Source organism: Catellatospora coxensis, assembly GCF_016862635.1.
Taxonomy (GTDB): domain Bacteria; phylum Actinomycetota; class Actinomycetes; order Mycobacteriales; family Micromonosporaceae; genus Catellatospora; species Catellatospora coxensis.
Genome location: NZ_BONI01000080.1, coordinates 1 through 18,541, shown reverse-complemented (window position 1 = coordinate 18,541; position 18,541 = coordinate 1). Strand labels below are relative to the sequence as shown.

The 18,541-nt window shown below is 73.9% G+C and carries 14 protein-coding genes and 2 pseudogenes; 2 read left to right on the top strand and 14 right to left on the bottom strand.

Translation table 11 applies throughout. From position 1 onward, the window contains the following. Positions 1-6: 6 nt before the first annotated feature. From pyrG to steA, 7 genes and pseudogenes are all read right to left on the bottom strand, one after another. Positions 7-1,710 (bottom strand): CTP synthase, encoded by a 1,704-nt coding sequence (gene pyrG, locus Cco03nite_RS33930; RefSeq protein WP_203697897.1) that lies wholly within the window; start codon positions 1,708-1,710, stop codon positions 7-9. A 40-nt stretch (positions 1,711-1,750) separates the two neighbouring features. Beyond that, positions 1,751-3,976 (bottom strand): alkaline phosphatase family protein, encoded by a 2,226-nt coding sequence (locus tag Cco03nite_RS33925; protein WP_203697896.1) that lies wholly within the window; start codon positions 3,974-3,976, stop codon positions 1,751-1,753. After that, complete coding sequence (locus Cco03nite_RS33920; RefSeq protein ID WP_239167883.1) at positions 3,976-5,100, bottom strand: glycosyltransferase family 4 protein; 1,125 nt, start codon at positions 5,098-5,100, stop codon at positions 3,976-3,978. The genes Cco03nite_RS33925 and Cco03nite_RS33920 overlap by 1 nt, the downstream gene beginning before the upstream one ends. A 35-nt stretch (positions 5,101-5,135) precedes the next feature. Then, positions 5,136-6,776: a lipid II flippase MurJ gene (locus Cco03nite_RS33915; RefSeq protein ID WP_203697894.1), complete on the bottom strand. Its 1,641-nt coding sequence runs from the start codon at positions 6,774-6,776 to the stop codon at positions 5,136-5,138. 251 nt (positions 6,777-7,027) lie between these two features. Further along, positions 7,028-7,855, bottom strand: a pseudogene (locus tag Cco03nite_RS33910) (hypothetical protein); the annotation flags it as partial. Between the two features lie 6 nt (positions 7,856-7,861). Further along, complete coding sequence (locus Cco03nite_RS33905; RefSeq protein WP_203697892.1) at positions 7,862-8,791, bottom strand: copper transporter; 930 nt, start codon at positions 8,789-8,791, stop codon at positions 7,862-7,864. A gap of 27 nt (positions 8,792-8,818) precedes the next feature. Continuing rightward, positions 8,819-9,997: a putative cytokinetic ring protein SteA gene (gene steA / locus Cco03nite_RS33900; protein ID WP_203697890.1), complete on the bottom strand. Its 1,179-nt coding sequence runs from the start codon at positions 9,995-9,997 to the stop codon at positions 8,819-8,821. Positions 9,998-10,158: 161 nt separating this feature from the next. On the opposite strand from steA, the gene Cco03nite_RS33895 reads away from it, so the two are divergent. Further along, complete coding sequence (locus Cco03nite_RS33895; protein WP_239167882.1) at positions 10,159-10,482, top strand: DMT family transporter; 324 nt, start codon at positions 10,159-10,161, stop codon at positions 10,480-10,482. 201 nt (positions 10,483-10,683) lie between these two features. Here the strand turns inward: Cco03nite_RS33895 and recN are convergent, their stop codons facing one another. From recN to Cco03nite_RS33860, 7 genes and pseudogenes are all read right to left on the bottom strand, one after another. Then, a complete protein-coding gene (recN, locus tag Cco03nite_RS33890; RefSeq protein WP_203697888.1) occupies positions 10,684-12,429 on the bottom strand; it encodes a DNA repair protein RecN in 1,746 nt (581 codons plus the stop codon). A 128-nt stretch (positions 12,430-12,557) separates the two neighbouring features. Continuing rightward, positions 12,558-13,463, bottom strand: a complete 906-nt coding sequence (locus Cco03nite_RS33885; RefSeq protein ID WP_203697886.1) for an NAD kinase — start codon at positions 13,461-13,463, stop codon at positions 12,558-12,560. Further along, positions 13,464-14,285 carry a TlyA family RNA methyltransferase gene (locus Cco03nite_RS33880; protein ID WP_203697879.1) on the bottom strand — a complete coding sequence of 274 codons (822 nt, stop codon included), beginning with the start codon at positions 14,283-14,285 and terminating at the stop codon, positions 13,464-13,466. A 5-nt stretch (positions 14,286-14,290) separates the two neighbouring features. Next, on the bottom strand, positions 14,291-14,518 hold the full coding sequence (locus tag Cco03nite_RS33875; RefSeq protein ID WP_203697877.1) for a hypothetical protein: 228 nt from the start codon (positions 14,516-14,518) through the stop codon (positions 14,291-14,293). Next, positions 14,515-15,363 (bottom strand): phasin family protein, encoded by an 849-nt coding sequence (locus Cco03nite_RS33870; protein ID WP_203697876.1) that lies wholly within the window; start codon positions 15,361-15,363, stop codon positions 14,515-14,517. The genes Cco03nite_RS33875 and Cco03nite_RS33870 overlap by 4 nt, the downstream gene beginning before the upstream one ends. Positions 15,364-15,444: 81 nt before the next feature. Then, positions 15,445-16,245: pseudogene (locus Cco03nite_RS33865) on the bottom strand (HAD-IIA family hydrolase); the annotation flags it as partial. Continuing rightward, on the bottom strand, positions 16,242-17,141 hold the full coding sequence (locus tag Cco03nite_RS33860; protein ID WP_308440673.1) for a tetratricopeptide repeat protein: 900 nt from the start codon (positions 17,139-17,141) through the stop codon (positions 16,242-16,244). The pseudogene Cco03nite_RS33865 and the gene Cco03nite_RS33860, both read right to left, overlap by 4 nt. Here Cco03nite_RS33860 and Cco03nite_RS33855 point away from each other — a divergent pair. Further along, positions 17,064-18,541, top strand: a 1,478-nt coding sequence (locus tag Cco03nite_RS33855; RefSeq protein ID WP_203697872.1) for a hypothetical protein, incomplete at its 3' end; no start/stop codon positions are given. The two genes, Cco03nite_RS33860 and Cco03nite_RS33855, sit on opposite strands and share 78 nt — an antisense overlap.

The following is an 18,541-nucleotide window of genomic DNA, read 5'->3' as shown; positions in this document are numbered from 1 at the left end:
CCCGGGTCAGCGCTTGGCGGCCACCGGCTCGGCCGCATCCGCCACGCCGGGCAGCTGGTCGGCCTGAGCATAGGCGATCGCCGCTCCCACCAGACCCGAGAACAGCGGGTGCGGGTGTGTCGGGCGGCTCTTCAGCTCCGGGTGCGCCTGCGTGGCCACGAAGTACGGGTGCAGCTCCCGGTCCAGCTCCACGAACTCGACCAGCTTGCCGTCCGGCGAGGTGCCGGAGATGTGCAGACCGGCCTTGGTCAGCGCGGGACGGTAGGCGTTGTTGACCTCGTACCGGTGCCGGTGCCGCTCGCTGACCTCGGTCGCGCCGTACACCTCGGCCACGATCGAACCGGGCGTCAGCTTCGCCGGGTACGCCCCCAGGCGCATGGTGCCGCCCAGGTCGCCCTTGCCGGCGACGATGTCCTCCTGGTCGGCCATCGTCGAGATGATCGGGTCCGGGGTCTGCTCGTCGAACTCCAGCGAGCTGGCCTTGGCGACCCCGGCGACGTGCCGGGCCACCTCGATGGCCATCGTCTGCAGGCCCAGGCACAGGCCCAGGGTCGGGATCCGGTTCTCCCGCGCGTACTTCACCGCGCCGATCTTGCCCTCGATGCCCCGCACGCCGAAGCCGCCCGGGATGACCACGCCGTCGACGTGGGCGAGCGCCTTGGCCGCGCCCTCGGCGGTCTGGCAGTCGTCGCTGGGCACCCACTTCAGCTTCACCTTGGCGCGGTGGCCGAACCCGGCCGCCCGGATCGCCTCGGACACCGACAGGTAAGCGTCCGGCAGGTCGATGTACTTGCCGACCAGCGCGATGGTGACCTCGTGCACCGGGTGGTGCACCCGCTCCAGCAGGTCGTCCCAGGTGGACCAGTCCACGTCGCGGAACGACAGGCCCAGCCGGCGCACCACGTACGCGTCCAGGCCCTCGCGGTGCAGCACCTTCGGGATGTCGTAGATGCTCGGCGCATCCGGCGCGGAGACCACGGCCTCGGCGTCGACGTCGCAGTACAGGGCCAGCTTGCTCTTCATGCCCGCCGGGATCTCCCGGTCGGAGCGGCACACCAGCGCGTCGGGCTGGATGCCGATGTTGCGCAGGGCGGCCACCGAGTGCTGCGTCGGCTTCGTCTTCAGCTCGCCCGACGGCGCCAGGTACGGCACCAGCGACACGTGCAGGTAGAAGCAGTTGTCGCGGCCCACGTCGTGGCGGATCTGCCGGATCGACTCCAGGAACGGCAGCGACTCGATGTCGCCGACCGTGCCGCCGACCTCGGTGATCACCACGTCGGGGGTGCGGCCGTGCTCGTCGGGCTCGGCCATCGCCCGGATCCGGGACTTGATCTCGTTGGTGATGTGCGGGATGACCTGCACGGTGTCGCCGAGGTACTCGCCGCGGCGCTCCTTGGCGATCACCGCCGAGTAGATCTGCCCGGTGGTGACGTTGGCCTTGGCCGACAGGTCACGGTTGAGGAAGCGCTCGTAGTGCCCCACGTCGAGGTCGGTCTCGGCCCCGTCCTCGGTGACGAAGACCTCGCCGTGCTGGAACGGGTTCATCGTCCCAGGGTCGACGTTCAGGTAAGGGTCGAGCTTCTGCATGACCACCCGCAGACCGCGAGCGGTGAGAAGAGTGCCGAGGCTGGAGGCCGTGAGCCCCTTGCCGAGCGAGGAGGCGACGCCTCCCGTAACGAAAATATGCTTGGTCGTCCGCGCTGCTACCACGGGGTTTCACCCTAACACGGTCCGCGCGTTCATCCGCGGGCTACGTACCCGAAACCGCCCCCGGGGTGTCGTCGCTCACCGTCACGGGCGACGGGGCCTCCTCAGCGATGCGGGTCCGGTCGGCGGCGTGCCCGAGCACCCGCATCGCGCCCAGGGTGAGCACCGGGATCGCGGTCGCCGCCGCGGCGCCGGTCACGTTCAGTGCCGCGCCGCCCAGCAGGCCGCCCAGGATCGACGCCAGGCCGATGCCGGCCACCGCCGCCCGGATGGGCGGGTAGATGCCGTACAGCCGCTTCAGGCCGCCCCACGGGCGCATCAGCACCACCCACAGGAACACCGCCGACACCAGCGCGAGCACGGTCAGCGGGCTGGTCACCAGGGCGATGCGGTTGGCGTCGCCGAGGCGGTTGAGCGTCGGCCCGGACGTGCCGTCGGACAGCTGGGTCAGGAAGCGGCCCAGGCTGCCCTGCTGGTCCACCGGCTGGCGCACGTCGATCAGCGCGAACACCACGGTCGCCACCACCCCGGCGGCCATCGCCAGGGCCAGCCGCTTGAAGGTGAGCCAGCCGCCCGGGCACAGCGCCGCGGTCAGGCACACCCCCGCGGTCAGCGCGACCGCGCCGCCCGCGTCGGCGCCCAGCGCCGGAATGCCGACCAGCAGCACCCCGGCCGCGCCGATCGCGCTGACCAGCAGCGGCCGGTTGCGCTGCGGCACGAGCTGGGCGAGGGTGCCGGCGGTGAGCAGCACCCCGGCGAAGAACACGCCCATGCCGACCATGCCGATGCCCGCGTAGCGGGTGCCCTCCAGGACCGAGTAACCCGCGACGCCGTTGAGCTGCAGCCGGGCCCCGGTGAGCAGATCGATGCCGACCACCGCGGCGGCGATCGCGGCCACCACGCCGACCGGGCCCAGGGTGCGCGTGCGGTACACCGGCAGCCGGACCGTGACGAAGGTGAGCAGCAGGGTGATACCGGCCGTGACCAGGCCGAAGATCAGCCCGCGGCGGCCGAAGCGCCACCACGGCACCACGCCGGCGATCAGCGCGGCGGGCAGCGCCAGCGACGCCCCGGTCAGCAGCACCTCCAGCACGCTCACCAGCCGCTGCGGGGGCGGGGTGGGACCGGTCGGCCCGGCATGGCGGTAACTGCGCCGCAGCAGCGGCACCACGGCCGTGAAAAGGCCGATCTGCACCAGCGCCAGCAGCCAGAAGAACCAGGACGACACGGTACGGGCCGCCGCGGCGCGCCGGTCGGCGTCGGTGCCCGCCGCGGTCGCCTGGTCCAGGTCCGCCGGGCGCCCGTCGGCCAGCACCGCCGCGTGCCCGACCATGATCCGCTTGGGGATGTCGCGGCCGAGCAGGTGCAGCGCGGTCGGCGCGAGGTCCACCAGCTGCAGGTAGCCGGCGCGGCCGGTGGTGGCCGAGGTCAGGTAGCCGCCCTCCCAGCCCTTGCCGTCGGCGATCACCGCGTGCAGCCGCGAGCTGGCCTCGGTGTCGGCGACCCCGGCGACCAGCAGCGTCGAATTCTTCGGCCGCGCCGCCAGCACCTGCCCGAGCAGCTTGTCCGCGGCGGCCGCCTGGCGCAGCCGCTGCGACGGTGTGCGCCCGTCGATCGCGCCCAGGTCCACGATGCTGAGCAGGCACTCCGTCAGCGCCTTCTTGGCGTCGTCCTTCGCCGGCAGCGCGGGCAGGTACCGGTCGACGCGGCCGAACGAGCGGGCCGCCGCGACCGCCGCCCCCGGGCCGACCGCCGCGGTGCAGCGCACCGACTCGGCCAGCGCCCCCGGCACGGTCCCGTACGGCAGCTCGCGCTGGTGCTCGACGACCGCCTCCTGGTCGGGCAGGTACGCCCCGACCGCGTCCGGCCGCTCGATGGCCACGTCCAGCTTCGGGCACAGCTGCGGCGAGTCCGGCTCGGGCGCGGAGCCGCCCTCGGCGGGTTCCTTGCCGACCCCGGTCCGCTCGGCGTAGTTGCCCGCGCCCAGCGTCAGCCAGCCGTCGGCCGGGCAGGTGGGCGTGTGCGCGGACCGGGTCGACAGCGAGCCGATCGAGCCGCGCTCGGCCAGCTTCCACAGGTTCGGGGTCCGGGTGGCGTCGATGTCGTCCCAGCGCAGCCCGGGCGCGCCCGCGATGAGCACGTAGTCGGCCTCGTCGTCCTCGACCGGCCCGGCGGCCGCCGGGGAGGCCGGCCCGGCCAGGGCGAGGCCGAGCAGGGCCAGCAGGGTCAGCAGGAGGGCCGTGGGGAGGGGAGCCGGCCGGAGGAGCATCAGAGCTGCCCCGCGCGATCGCCGGCGGCCAGTTCCGCGTACACGGCGCGCACGCCGTCGATGCTGGCCTGCTCGTCGGGCCAGGTCGCGGCCTGCGCCAGGCCGCGCTCGCCCAGCCGTGCCCGCGCCTGCTCGTCGCCGAGCAGCTTGCGCACCGCGCTGTCCAGCCCGTCGGGGTCGTTCGGCTCGATCAGCTGCGCGCCGTCGCCGACCAGCTCGGGGATGCCACCGACGGCGGTGGCGATCAGCGGCAGGCCGCCGCTGAGGGCCTCCTGCGCGAACAGCTGGCGGGCCTCCCAGACGCTGGTGACGACGGCCAGGTCGGCGGCCGCGATCAGATCGCCGACGTCGGTGCGGTGCCCGAGCAGGGTGACCGGCGAGCGCAGCTGCGAGATCTGGGCGGCGAGGTCGAGGTACGACGGGCCCTCGCCGGCGATCAGCACCCGCGGCGCCGGGGACATGTCCCGCCAGCGCGCGGCGACGGAGACGAGCATGTCGTACGCCTTCTGCGGGTGCAGCCGGCCCACGGACAGCACCAGCGGCACCCCGTCGGCCAGGCCCAGCCCGGAGCGCACCGCGGCCCGGCTGCGCCGGGTGCGCCGCAGCCGCGGGGCGGCCACCGGGGCCAGCCGCGCGTCCGCCGCGCCGACCGCGTGCGCCCGCGCGACCAGGTCGTTGGACGCGCCGAGGGTGACCGCGGAGGAACGGGCCACGATCCGCTCCACCAGGGTGTGCACCCGGCCGCGCAGTCCCGCCCGCAGCGGGGCGTTGTGCCAGGTCGTCACCAGCGGGCACGGCGGGCGCGACAGCGCGGCGGCCAGCCCGGCGCGCAGCCCGTGCGCGTGCACCACGGCCGGGCGCGACGTCGCCAGGAACTGGCGCAGCGTGCGTACCGCCCGCATGTCACTGGGGTGCAGCTCGGCGGGGATCTCGACGGGGTGGAAGCGCGCGCCGCGATCGGTGAAGCGGAAGTGCTGCTCGGTCGCGGCGGGACCGCACACGGTCACCTCGCACCCGGTCCGGCTCAGCCCCTCGGCCAGCGCGGCCACGTGCTGGCCGATGCCGCCCGTGCTGGAGGCGAGCAGCAGCACCACGCTGCCGGTCCATTCCGTCCCCGTGGTCAACGGTCCTCCTGCCCTCGCCCGCCGCGCCCGCCCGGTCATCCGCGTCGGCGGCTCACCCGCTCGAGCAGCGGACGCAGGTCCGGCAGGTCGAGCAGGGCGCACACGATCAGGAAGACTACAAGCGACACGCCACCGGACAGCATGCCCTGTCCGACCAGACCCATGATGCCTGGGGTCCCGGAGATCACCGCTCGGCCCGCCTCGACGCCCGCGACGGCCCCGGCCAGCCCGGCCGCCGAAGCGGCCAGCGCGGCACGGAACACGCCGGTCAGGGCGCTACCGCCCACCCGGGCACGGACCGCCGCCGCCAGCAGCGCCGCCATCACGAGCATGCCGATCGAGTTGGCCGCGCCCAGCGCCGCCGCGCGCTGCGAGTCCGGCAGCACCCCGGACAGGATCACCGCGCAGACGAGCGTGACCGCCCATCCGCCGCTGACCCCGAGCGCGGCGAGCCGGTTCGCGCCCACCGCGTACAGGGTGCGCTGGTGCAGCGCGGCCAGGCCGTAGCCGAGCAGGCCGGGCGCGAACGCGAGCACCGCCGCGGCCAGCGCCGCCGCGCCGTCGCCGTCGGTCAGGAACGCCGCCGCCGGGGCGGCCACCGCGGCCAGGCCCGCCGCGCCGAGCCCGCTGAGCAGCAGCACCGCCCGGCTGGTTCGGGCCACGGTGAGCCGCAGCGTGCCATGGTCGGCGGTGGCGAACGCGGTCGCGATCGCCGGGTACGCGGCCGTGGCGGCGGGCACCGCGAGCACCGCCCACGGCAGCAGGTACAGCGTCATCGCGAAGTTGTAGAGCGTGTTGGCCGACGCCCCGCCGTCGACGGGGTGGACCCGCCCGGCCAGGATGATCGCGACCAGCAGCGCCACCTGCTGCGCCACGACCGTGGCCGCGCCCGCCAGCGCCAGCGAGCTCATCCGCCGCCGCTGCCCGGCCTCGACGCCGAACACCGGCCGCAGCCGCAGGCCCAGCCGGCTGACCGGGATGACCAGGCACAGCGTCAGCACGACCACGCCCACGGTGGTGCCGACCGACAGGATCGCCAGCTCGCCCTCGCTGACCGTGCCGGGCTGCGGATCGGCCCCGGCCTCGGCGGCGAACCACAGGTACGCGCCGATGACGGTGAGGCTCGACAGCAGCGGGGCGAGCACCGGCCAGGCGAACCGGCGGTGCGCGTGCAGCACGCCGGTCAGCACGATGCCGATGCCGTAGAGCGGCACCTGGGGCGCGAACACCCGCAGCATCGCCACGCCGTCCTCGTGCAGCTCCGGCGTCGCCGTCGACTGCAGCAGCGTGACCACGGGGTCGGCCGCCAGCCACAGCACCGCCGCCAGCGGGAGGAGGGCGGCCAGCGTCCAGGTGAGCAGCGCGGACACGGTGCGGCGCACCTGCTCGCGGTCACCGGCCGCCAGCGGCCCGGCCAGTAGCGGCACCACCAGCCCGGCCAGCGCGCCACCGGCCACGATCTCGAAGATGATGTTGGGGATGGTGTTGACGGCCAGGTACATGCCGCTGAGCCCGCCGTCGCCGACGGTCTGCGAGAACACCAGCGTGCGCGCGAAACCCGCCAGGCGGGCCAGCACGGTCAGGCCCGCGATCAGCGTCGCGGCGCCGGCAATGCGGGCCGCTGCCGGGCCGGCGGTCGAGGGGGCCGCGGCCTTGTCGTCAGCGGTCACGGTCATGAAGCGGTACGGCGCGGCGCCCGTGCTCGTGGCCTCGGCTTGTCCGCCACCGGCTCGGCCGGGGCCGCGTCCGTGGCGTGGCCGGCCTCGTCCAGCCCTTGGGCCGCCGATCCGCTGACCGCCTTCGTCGCCTTCTTGGTAATCTTCGGCCGGGCGGCAGGTGTCGCCGTCCCGCCCTCGATCACCGGCGCAACCGCTTCTGACGGCTCCACGGCGGGCGGTGCCGGGCTGCTCGGCTTGGCGGCCGGGATGCGGCCCCAGGCGTCGATCTCGCGGAGCACCGGGGTGCGTTCGATGACCTTGGTGAAGCTGACCTTCTCGCTGGCCGCGGTGAGCGCGGCGATCCCGGCGAGCATGGCCGCGCGGCCGAACAGGCCGGTGCGGGCGGTCGCGCTGACGCCAAGCAGCGCACCGAGCGCGTTCGCGCCGGAGTCGCCGAGCATGATCTCCTCGCCGAGGTCGGCGGGCAGCAGGCTCGCGCTCGCGCCGACCGGACCGGCGGCCAGGCTGCCCGACCGGGTGGCGGTCAGCGGCGCGCCGACCAGCAGACCGGCCTTGAGCGCCCGGCCGGGGCGCAGGTCGAGCAGGTTGAACAGGTTCGCGCTGCCGGCGATCACGCCCGCGCCGAGAGCCACCTCGGCGGCCCGGCCGAACCTGCCCCGTCCGCGGCGGTCGGGCAGCAGCGCCGCGGCGACGAGTGCGCCCGCGCCCACTCCGGCGATCTTCACCAGGCCGCTGGTGACCCGGCCCTCGCGCAGCGCCCGCAGGTGGCCGCGGAAGCCCTTGTCGGCTTTCTGTTCGGGGCGTGCGCCCACGACGTCGTCGTAGAGGCCGACCGCGCCACCGGACAGGCCCGCGGCCAGCGCGGCGGCGGCGGTGCGCGGGTCGCCCGCGCCGAGGGCGCTGGTGACGCTCGCCGAGACCGCCAGCGCGGGGCCGCCGGCCAGGGTGAGGGTGCGGCCGCGGAAGTTCGTGCGCTCCAGCTCCTTGGCCCGGGGCTGGTCGCGCACCACACGCAGTGCGGCCCGGGCGCCGTAAGCGCCCAGGCCGATCAGTGCCGCTCTGGCGAGTAAACCCACGTCAGCTCACTTCTGCTGCTGCGGCAGGAGGGCGCTGGCGTTGGGGCCGACGCCGTAGTGGCCGGCCTTGCTGTCGGCGAACTGCTCGTACAGCGCCAGCGCCGCGGCGACCTGGCCCTGCACCGTCTCCGCGTTGTCGACGGTCGAGATGGTCTTGGCGAGCGTGGCGTCGTCGCGTACCTCGATCATGAGGTTGCCCTCGCCGCCGAGCACGCCGCCGACCACCGCGACACCCGCGTGGTCGAACTGCACCGCGGTGGTGACCACGGACGCGTTCTTGCCGCCCGCCTGGCTGTCGGTGTACGGCGAACCGCTGACCAGCACGACCGCCTCGGCGGGGCCGGTCACGGCGCCGCTGGTGGTCAGGTAGCCGAGCTTGCTGTACGCGGCGAGCACCGCGGCGCGGTCCGGGGCGGGCACGGCCGGGCTGCGGTCCAGCAGCACCGCGGCCAGCAGCGCGCTGGACGACTCGACGCCGTCGCTGTTGGCCGGGATCGCCGTGGTCGGCACGCTGGCCGGCTCGGCCTTGTTCTCCAGGTCGAGCAGCTCGACGCTGTTGTCCGGGTTGAAGAACTTGTCGGTCAGGTCGACCGTTCCGACGATCTTGGCACCGGCGGTCTTGAGGATGTTCTCGACGCCCTCGACCTGGTCGCGGCCCGAGGGCAGCACCAGCAGCAGGATCCGGCGGTTGGTGAGCTTGCCGTTGAGCATGATCGGCGCGGCCTCGGTGACGAACTGCTCCTCGCGGTTGGCCTGGTCGCGCAGGCCGGTCACCTGGTCGCGCAGCTGCGAGTTGGTCGCGCGCAGCGCGTTGACGTTCTTCTCGAGGGCGTCGGCCGCCGGGCCGTTGAGCGCGGCGGTCCCCACGACCAGCCCGATCGCCAGCGCGAGGAACACGGCGGTCATGGACACCACGTGGTACCTAAAGTTGATCACGTCAGAGCCTCTTGATCGTCCGGGTTCCTAGAACAGCCGCTGCAGATGGAACATCACGTCGTCCCACCACTCCGCGGCCAGCGACAGGTAGGCCTTGCCGACCGTGGACACGGCGACGGCCGCGGCCATTGCCGCGATGGCGGACAATACCAGCAAAAGCAATGAGGAACCTGAAATGCTCTGCCGGTAGAGCCGGCTCACACCCTTGGCGTCGACCAGCTTGCCGCCCACCCGCAGGCGGGTGAGGAACGTCGAAGCCATGCCCCCGCGGCCCTTGTCCAGGAACTCGACCAGCGTCGCGTGGGTGCCGACCGCCACGATCAGGGTCGCGCCCTTCTCGTCGGCCAGCAGCATCGCGATGTCCTCACTGGTCGCCGCCGCCGGGAAGGTGATCCCCGACACACCCAGCTGGTGCACCCGGTCCAGTCCCGGAGCCCGGCCGTCGGGATAGGCGTGCACCACCACCTCGGCGCCGCAGCGCAGCACGTCGTCGGTGACCGAGTCCATGTCACCGATGATCATGTCGGGCGTGTAGCCCGCCTCGACCAGCGCGTCCGCGCCGCCGTCCACACCGATCAGCACCGGCTTGAACTCGCGGATGTACGGCCGCAGCACGTCCAGATCGGCCTTGTAGTCGTAGCCGCGCACCACGATCAGGCAGTGCCGCCCGGAGATCTGGGTCTTGATCTCGGGCACGCCGACACCGTCGAGCAGCAGCTCCCGCTCCTGCTTGAGGTACTCCATGGTGTTCGCGGCGAACGCCTCCAGCTGCACCGACAGGCCCTCGCGGGCGTCGAGCATGGCCTTGGCGATGGTGTCCCCGTCCTGGCGCACCCCGTGCGCCACCGGCTCACCGCGCACGAAGACGGTGTTGCCCTCGACCCGGACCGAGTCACCCTCGCGGATCTGCTGGAACACCCCCTCGCCGAGATCGTCGAGCAGGGTGATGCCGGCCTCGACCAGCACCTGGGGACCGAGGTTGGGGTAGCGGCCCGAGATGGACGGCTTGGCGTTGAGCACCGCCGCCACCCCCACGGCCACCAGGGAGTCGGCGGCGACCCGGTCGATGTCGACGTGATCGATCACGGCGATCTCGCCAGGGCGCAGTCGACCGACCAGACGTTTGGTCCGGCGGTCGAGCCGTGCGGTGCCGGTGAGGATCCCCGGTTCGGCGGGCCGGGTCCGGCGCAAGGTGGGAAGACGCATCGCAGCCATCCTGGCATGTCAGTCCGGTATTGGCGCGTACGACACCCCTTGATCGGCCCATACGGGTCGAATTGTGATGTCGGAAACCTCGCGCGACATCAACGGTAACCGCAACGCCACGCGAGCGCCGACCCCCATGATCGACGCCTACAGTGAGCCGCGTGATCTACGTCATGCTCGCCGGAGCCATCCTCGCCGAAGTCGTCGCCACGGTGTGCCTGCGCGCCTCCGCCGGCTTCACCAAGCCGATCCCGTCCGTGGTGGTGGTCGCGGGGTACGTCACCGCGTTCGTGCTGCTGAGCCAGGTACTGAAGCGGGGTATGGCGCTCGGGCTGGCGTACGGCATCTGCGCGGGCATCGGGGTGGCCCTGGTCGCCCTGGCCGGCGTGGTCTTCTTCCAGGACCGGTTCAGCTGGCTCCAGATCGCCGGCCTGGCCCTGGTCGCGGCGGGCGTCGTCGCCCTGGAACTGGGCCGGCAGCACTGATCCGACAACCACCTCGGCTCCCCCGTCCGATCCGCCGCACCGCGCCGCGCCTTACGTCGACGTTGGCCTATGACATCGAGTTCGATCTCGATCCAGTCGATGTGATAGGCCAACGTCTATGGAAAGCGGGAGCCGTGGCAACGCGCCGAGGGCGGTGCGCGCCACAGTGTGGCGTGCACCGCCCTCGGCGGTCGTACGAGGTCAGGCGGCGCGTTCGCGGGCCGCGACGGCCAGCAGCTCCTCCGCGTGCGCGATGCCCAGGTCCGAGTCCGGCAGGCCGGCCAGCATGCGGGCCAGCTCACGGGCCCGCTCGGTCTCCTCGACGACGCGCACCCCACTCGTGGTGATCGCGCCGCCGGTGTCCTTGGCCACCACCAGGTGGCGGTCGGCGAACGCGGCGACCTGCGGCAGGTGCGTGACGACCAGCACCTGGTGGTTGCGGGCCAGCCGGGCCAGCCGCCGTCCGATCTCCACCGCGGCGCGGCCGCCGACACCCGAGTCGACCTCGTCGAAGACCAGCGTCGGCGGGCCGCCGACCCCGGCGAACACGACCTCGATCGCGAGCATCACCCGGGACAGCTCACCGCCGGAGGCGCCCTTCTGCAGCGGCAGCGCGGGCGCGCCGGGGTGCGCCAGCAGGCGCAGCTCGATGTCGTCGGCGCCGTCGGGGGTGACCCCGGACTCGACGCCGTCGACCACCAGGCTGATGTCACCGGCCGGGCGCGGCACGACCAGCACCGAGATGCGCGCGTGCGGCATGGCCAGCCCGGCCAGCTCGACGGTCACCTTGTCGGCGAAGCGCCCGGCGGCCTCCAGCCGCGCCGCGCGCAGCTTCGCGGCCAGCTCGGCGACCTCGCCGGCGAGCCGGGTCATCTCCCGCTCCAGCTCCTCCAGCAGCTCGTCGGAGGTGTCCAGCGCGGCCAGCCGCGACCGGGCGTTGTCGGCCCAGGCGATGACGCCGTCGACGTCGTCGGCGTACTTGCGGGTCAGCGAGCGCAGCGCGGCGCGCCGCTCGTAGATCTGCTGCAGCCGGGCCGGGTCGGCGTCCAGGCTCGCCAGGTATGTCGAGAGCTCCACGGAGACGTCGCCGAGCAGCGACGCGGCCTCCTCCAGGCGGGCCGCGTACTCCCCCAGCTTCGCGTCCACGGTGGACTGCGACTCCAGGGTGCGCCGGGCCGTGCCGACCAGGCTGGTCGCGTCCTCGCTGTCGGTCTCGCCGCCGCCCGCGATCGCCTGGTGCGCGATGTGCGCGGCGGTGCGCAGGCCCTCGGCGTGCTCCAGGCGCTGGGCCTCGGCCCGCAGCTCCTCGTCCTCGCCGGCCTGCGGGTCCACCCGGGTGATCTCGTCGAGACCCAGCCGCAGCAGGTCGGCCTCCTGCGCCCGGGTGCGCATGTTGGCGCGCCGGTCGGCGAGGTCGTCGGCGACGCCGCGCCAGCGGCCGAACAGCTCCTTGAACTCCACGAGCAGCTTCTCGTGCTCCGGGCCGGCGAACCGGTCCAGCGCGCCGCGCTGCTCCGACGGGCGCAGCAGCCGCAGCTGGTCGGACTGGCCGTGCACCGCCACGACCTGCTCGCCGACGTCGCTGAGCAGCGACACCGGCACGGTGCGCCCGCCCACGTGGGCCTTGGACCGGCCCTCGACGGTGACGGTGCGGCTCATCAGCAGCGTGCCGTCGTCGTCGCCCTCGGCTCCCGCCTCGGCCACTCGGGCGGCCACGGCACTGGCCGCGTTGCCCGCCAGCCGCAGCCGGCCTTCGACGGTGGCGCGGCCCGGCTCGGCCCGCACCCGGCCGGCGTCGGCACGCCCGCCGAACAGCAGCCCCAGCCCGGTGACGACCATGGTCTTGCCGGCACCGGTCTCACCGGTGATGACATTCATGCCACGGGTCAGCGGGAGGGTGGTGTCCTCGATCACGCCGAGACCGGTGATGCGCAACTCTTCCAGCACAGCAGATGACAGTAGCCCGCCCCTCCGACAGTGTCACGCCGGGCCGCCGTGGCCGTTGCCGGAACGGGAACGTTCCGCACCATGAACAAGGCGGTCGGAGCGCTGCGCCCCGACCGGTGGGTACCCCGTCAGTGGCCGGTCGCGTGCCGCTGCCCGTGCGCCCGCCAGCCCTCCACGGGCAGGCCGAACTTGGCCACGAGCCGGTCGGTGAACGGCCGCGGGCGCAGCCGCGCCACCCGCACCGGCAGCGCCCCGCGCCGCACCGTGACCTGCGCGCCCGGCGCGAGACTGAACACCCGGCGGCCGTCGCAGCTCATCAGCGCATGCTCGGTGTACGGGTCGATGGTGATCTGGATCGTCGAGTCCGGCGCGGTCACCAGCGGGCGGCTGAACAGCGCATGCGCGCTGATCGGCACCAGCAGCAGCGCCTCCACCCGCGGCCACACGACCGGCCCGCCGGCCGAGAACGCGTACGCCGTCGAACCCGTCGGGGTGGCGCACACCACACCGTCGCAGCCGTAGCGCGACAGCGGGCGACCGTCCACATCGACCAGCAGTTCGAGCATGCGCTCGCGGCTGCCCTTCTCGACGCTGACCTCGTTGAGCGCCCACGACTCGGCGATGACCTCACCGGCCAGCTCCGCGGTCACGTCGATGGTCAGCCGCTCCTCGACGCTGTACTCGCGCGCCACCACGTCGCGTACCGCCGTGTCCAGGTCCGCGATCTCGGCCTCGGCCAGGAAACCGACCTTGCCCAGGTTGATGCCCAGCAGCGGGGCGCCCTCCGGGCGGGCCAGCTCCGCCGCGCGCAGCAGCGTTCCGTCACCGCCCAGCGCGAACACGATCTCCGCGCCCTGGGCGGCGCACGCGCCCGAGATCGGGGTGACCCCGGACAGGTCCAGGTCCTCGGCCTCCTCGGCCACCACCCGCACGCTGAACCCCGCCGCGATCAGGTCCCGCGCCACGGTGCGGGCGTGATCGGTGGAGTCCTTCCGGCCGGTATGGGTGACCAGCAGCGCCACGCGCTCCGTCATTCAGTCCTCCGCGTCGGGTGCGTTCGGCACCCCAGCCTCCACCACGGCGCGGATGTCGTCCACCGCGGGGGCGGGTGCGTCACGCCGGAACCACACGAAGAACTCCACGTTGCCCGACGGACCGGGCAGCGGGCTCGCCGTCACCCCGGCCACGCCCAGCCCGAGCGTGCCCGCGGCCGCCGCGACGTCCAGCACCGCCTCGGCCCGCAGCGCCGGATCGCGCACCACCCCGCCCGTGCCCACGCGCTCCTTGCCGACCTCGAACTGCGGCTTGACCATCAGCACCAGGTCGCCGTCGGTGCACGCGGCCAGCGCGGGCAGCACCAGCCGCAGCGAGATGAACGACAGGTCCGCCACGGTCAGCTCGACCATCCCGCCGATCACCTCGGGCGTCAGCGTGCGCACGTTGGTGCGCTCGTGCACCTTCACCCGCTCGTCGGTACGCAGGGACCAGGCGAGCTGGCCGTAGCCCACGTCCACGGCGACGACCTCGGCCGCGCCGTTGCGCAGCAGCACGTCGGTGAACCCGCCGGTGGAGGCGCCCGCGTCCAGGCAGCGGCGGCCGGCGACCGTCAGGCCGTGCGGCGTGAACGCGGCCAGCGCCCCGGCCAGCTTGTGCCCGCCCCGCGACACGTAGTCGTCGCCGGTGGACTCGCCGGTCACGCGTACCGCGTCGGCCGGGTCGACCATGGCCGCGGCCTTGTGCGCCACGGAGCCCTTGACCTCGACCCGGCCCGCGGCGATCAGCTCACCGGCGTGGTCGCGGGAACGGGCCAGCCCGCGGCGGACCAGCTCCGCGTCGAGGCGGGTGCGACGTGCCATGTGCGTCAGGCCTCGATCGCGGTCAGGACTTCCCGCAACGTCTTGTGCGCGGCCTCGTACGCCGCCAGCTGCTCGGCCAGCGGCAGGTCGGCAGCGTTCGCCACGGCCCGGACCGCCGCGTCCACCGCGTGGTGGCCGGTCGGTCCGGGCATCAGCGTCGCGGGTGTCGGCATCGGACGCGGCGCCGGCACGGCCGACGGCGAGAACGACAGCGGCAGCTGCGGTGAGGTCACGCGTTCGCCGCCTTGCCGGCGGGGGCCTTCTTGGCCGCGGTCTTCTTCACCGGGGCCTTCTTCGCGGCGACCGGCACGTCGGCCGCGGAGCTGAACGCGACCGGGGCGACCGGCTCGTGGCCGGACGTCGCCTTGGCGACGGCGTCGATCGCGGCGGCCGCGTCCACCCCGGCGACGGCCTTCGCGGCCTTCTTGGCCACGACCTTCGCCGGCTTGCGGGCCGCCGCGGCGCCCTTGATCGGGGCCTCCTGAGCCGGTTCCGCCTTCTTCGCGGGCGCCTTCTTCGCGGGCGCGGCCTTCACCACGGGCGTGGCCTTCTGGACCCGCTTGGCGACCGCCGCCGGCGTGGTCTTGACGGACTCCGCCGGCTCGGCTGCCTCGGCAGGCTTCGCCGGGGCGACCGCCTTCTTCGCGATGGCCTTCTTCGCCACCGGCGCGGCGGCGACCACCGGGCTCGCGGCGGCGGAGGAACCGTTGGTCGTGGACGCGGGCCGGTCGGCCTTCGCCTCCCGCAGCTGGCCCTCGAGGTCCTCGATCCGGGCGGTCAGCGTGGCGACCTCCTCGGCGGTGGCCAGCCCGACCCGGCCGAGCGCCCGGTCCAGCTCCAGCCGCACGATCCGGGTGATCGCCTCGCGGTTCTGCAGGCCGGTGGTGACCAGCTCCTCGGCCATCGTCTGCAACTGCGACGCGGTCGCGCCGCTCTTGCCGAGCAGCTCCTTGGCCGCCTTCTTGACGGTCTTCTCCGCCTTCTTCTTCGACGCCTCGGTCAGCCCGAAGGCCAGCTCCAGGTACGCCTTGACCACGTCCTGCACTGGTTCACCCGACTTGCTCGCCACAGCGGTCACCACCTCTCCTGCCGACTGATGCCCGGTTTGGGACGCCGCACGCGTCCCGTACCGTTCCGCGGACCAACGCTACAGTGCCGGAACCGCAGGCGCAGTGAACAGGCCCCCCAGATCCGCGGCCACGTACGTCGGGCGCAACTGACCGCTCGCCGCTGCCGCCTCCACCGCGGTCGAGACCCCGGTCAGCACCAACAGGCTGTCCATGCCCGCCCGGTGCGCACCGGCGATGTCGGTGTCCAGCCGGTCGCCGACCACCAGCACCCGCCGCGCCGACGCCTGCGCCGCCGCGGTCGCGAACAGGCCCGGCTCGGGCTTGCCCACCACCACGTCGGGCTCCCGCTCCAGCGCGTGCGCCAGCAGCGCGACCAGGGAACCGTTGCCCGGCAACGGCCCGCGCAGCGTCGGCAGGGTCCGGTCGGTGTTCGTCGCCATCCACCAGGCCCCCGCCCGGATCGCCACGCACGCCTCCGCCAGCTGCTTCCAGCCCAGATCCGGGCCGAAGCCCTGGACGACCGCACGCGGGTTGTCGTCGGCGCTGTCGACGGGCCGCAGCCCGACGTCGGTCACCTCGCCGCGCAGCGCGGGCGCGCCCAGCACCAGCACCGGCGCACCCGGCTCCAGCCGCTGCGCCAGCAGCGCCGCGGCCGCACCGGCCGAGGTCAGCACCTCCTGCGGCTGGGCGGCGATGCCCATACCCCGCAGCAGCGCCGCGACCTCGGCCGCACGCCGCGACGCGTTGTTCGTCGCGAAGCGCACGGGCATGCCCTGATCCCTGAGGCGCGCCAACGCATCGACCGCCCCGGGAATGGGGCGGTCGATGAGGTACAGCACGCCGTCGAGATCGAATATGACCAGGTCATAGTTCTCGACGAGCGATGTCACTTGTCTGTTTCCGCCTTCGTCGCGGGGGCGTCGGCGGCAGCGGCCGTGGGCTTCTCGTCGAAGTCCGCGAGGTCGTCGTCGTCCTCGTCGTCGGCACCGCCTTCGCGGTCCTCGTCGTCATCGTCATCGTCGTCGAGGTCGTCCTCGTCGAGGTCCTCGTCGTCCTCGTCCTCGAGGTCGTCGTCATCCTCGTCGTCGTAGTCCTCGCCGTCGAGGTCGTCATCGTCCTCGTCGGTGTCCGCGTCCGCTTCCCCAGCCTTCGCCGAGGTGGCACGGTCACGGTCGGCGGGCTCGTCGTCCGACTCGTCCTCGATCTCGACGCCGTCCATCTCCAGCAGCCGCTCGGCCGCGTCGGTCACCGCGTCGGTGTCCGCGGCGGCCGCCTTGGTGAACCACTCCCGGGCCTCCTCGGCACGCCCCGACGCCAGCAGCGCGTCGGCGTACGCGTACCGCAGCCGCGGTGACCAGTCCTCGTTCGACTCCACGGTCAGCTCGCGCACCTGCAGCATCGCCGCGGCCGCCTCGTGCTGGCCCATGTCGCCCCGGGCTCCGGCGGCCACGATCAGCAGCTCCAGCGCCTCGCCCTGGCTCAGCTTGTCGCGCTCGACACCGCGGAACAGGTCGATCGCCTTCTCCGGCCGGCCCAGCGCGCGCTCGCAGTCGGCCAGCACGGCAAGGTGCGTCTGCCGCCCCGTCATCCGGTGGTACGTGCGGATCTCCGCGATCGCGCTCGCCCAGTCACCCGTCTGGTACGCGGCCAGGCCCACCGCCTCGCGGACCACCGCGATGCGCGACGCCAGCCGCCGAGCGGCCAGCGCGTGCTCCAGCGCCTGCTCCGGGTCGTCGTCGATCAGCTGACCGGTCGCGACGAGGTGCCGCGCGACCGTGTCCGCCACCGGCTTGGCCAGCGAGAGCAGCTCGGCACGCACCTCGCTGTCGAGGTCCGCGGCCGTGATGTCGTCGGGCAGCGCGGGACCGGGACGGCCCGTACCCTCGAACTCGCGGGCCTCCGTGCCCTCGGCGGACCGCTCGCCCTCACGGCGCTCGGCAGGGCCGCTGCCGCCGCGGAAGCCGCCCTCGCGACGGTCGCCGGACGGACGGTCCCGGTCGCCACCACGGAAACCGCCCTCACGGCCGGCGCCGCGGTCGTCGCCCCGGAAGCCGCCCTCGCGACGGTCGCCGCCGAAGCGCTCGCGGTCACCGCCACTGCGGAACCCACCCTCACGGGTGCCGCCGCTGCGGTCGCCGTAACCGGGCCGGTCACCGCCGCGGGAGAACCCGCCACGGTCGCCGCCGGGACGGTCGCCGCCGCCGAAACGCTCCCGGTCGCCGCCGCTGCGGAAGCCACCCTCGCGGGTACCGCCGGCGCGGTCGCCATAGCTCGGACGGTCGCCACCGCTGCGGAAACCGCCACGGTCGCCGCCGGCACGGTCGCCACCCGAACGGAAACCACCCTCACGGCTGCCACCGGAACGGTCACCGTAACTCGGACGGTCGCCACCGCTGCGGAAGCCCTCACGGCGGTCGCCACCGGTACGGTCACGGTCGCCGCCGCGGAAGCCGCCCTCGCGGCCGCCGCCGGTGCGGTCGCGGTCGCCGAAGCCACCGCTGCGGTAGCCGCCACGGTCCTCGGACGGGCGGCGGAAGCCGCCCTCACGACGGTCGCCACCGGGACGGTCGCCGCGGAAGCCGCCTTCACGACGGTCACCGCCGCCGAAGCGCTCGCGGTCACCGCCGCTGCGGAAGCCCTCACGACTGCTGCCGGAACGGTCCCCGTAGCTCGGACGGTCGCCACCACTGCGGAAACCGCCACGGTCGCCGCCGGCACGGTCGCCACCCGAACGGAAACCACCCTCACGGCTGCCACCGGAACGGTCACCGTAGTTCGGACGGTCCCCGCCACTGCGGAAGCCGCCCTCGCGACGGTCACCGCCGCTGCGGAAACCACCCCGGTCGCCGCCACGGTCGTCTCCACCGCGGAAGCCGCCCTCACGGCGGTCGCCGCCGCCGAATCGCTCGCGGTCGCCGCCACTGCGGAAGCCACCCTCGCGACGCTCACCACCGGGACGGTCGCCACCGCGGGAGAACCCACCGCGATCGCCACCGGCACGGTCACCGCCACTGCGGAAGCCACCCTCACGGCTGCCGCCGGAACGGTCGCCGTAGCTCGGACGGTCCCCGCCACTGCGGAACCCGCCCTCCCGGCTACCGCCGGTGCGGTCCCGGTCACCACCACGGAACCCGCCTTCGCGGCTGCCGGAACGGTCGCCGTAACCCGGACGGTCGCCACCGCGGG

What these genes read in the sequence shown, in the direction of transcription:
- Cco03nite_RS33885 (WP_203697886.1), bottom strand. Translation starts at nt 13,463, where the DNA reads ATGACGGAGCGCGTGGCGCTGCTGGTCACCCATACCGGCCGGAAGGAC.
- Cco03nite_RS33880 (WP_203697879.1), bottom strand. Translation starts at nt 14,285, where the DNA reads ATGGCACGTCGCACCCGCCTCGACGCGGAGCTGGTCCGCCGCGGGCTG.
- steA (WP_203697890.1), bottom strand. Translation starts at nt 9,997, where the DNA reads ATGCGTCTTCCCACCTTGCGCCGGACCCGGCCCGCCGAACCGGGGATC.
- Cco03nite_RS33915 (WP_203697894.1), bottom strand. Translation starts at nt 6,776, where the DNA reads ATGACCGTGACCGCTGACGACAAGGCCGCGGCCCCCTCGACCGCCGGC.
- Cco03nite_RS33925 (WP_203697896.1), bottom strand. Translation starts at nt 3,976, where the DNA reads ATGCTCCTCCGGCCGGCTCCCCTCCCCACGGCCCTCCTGCTGACCCTG.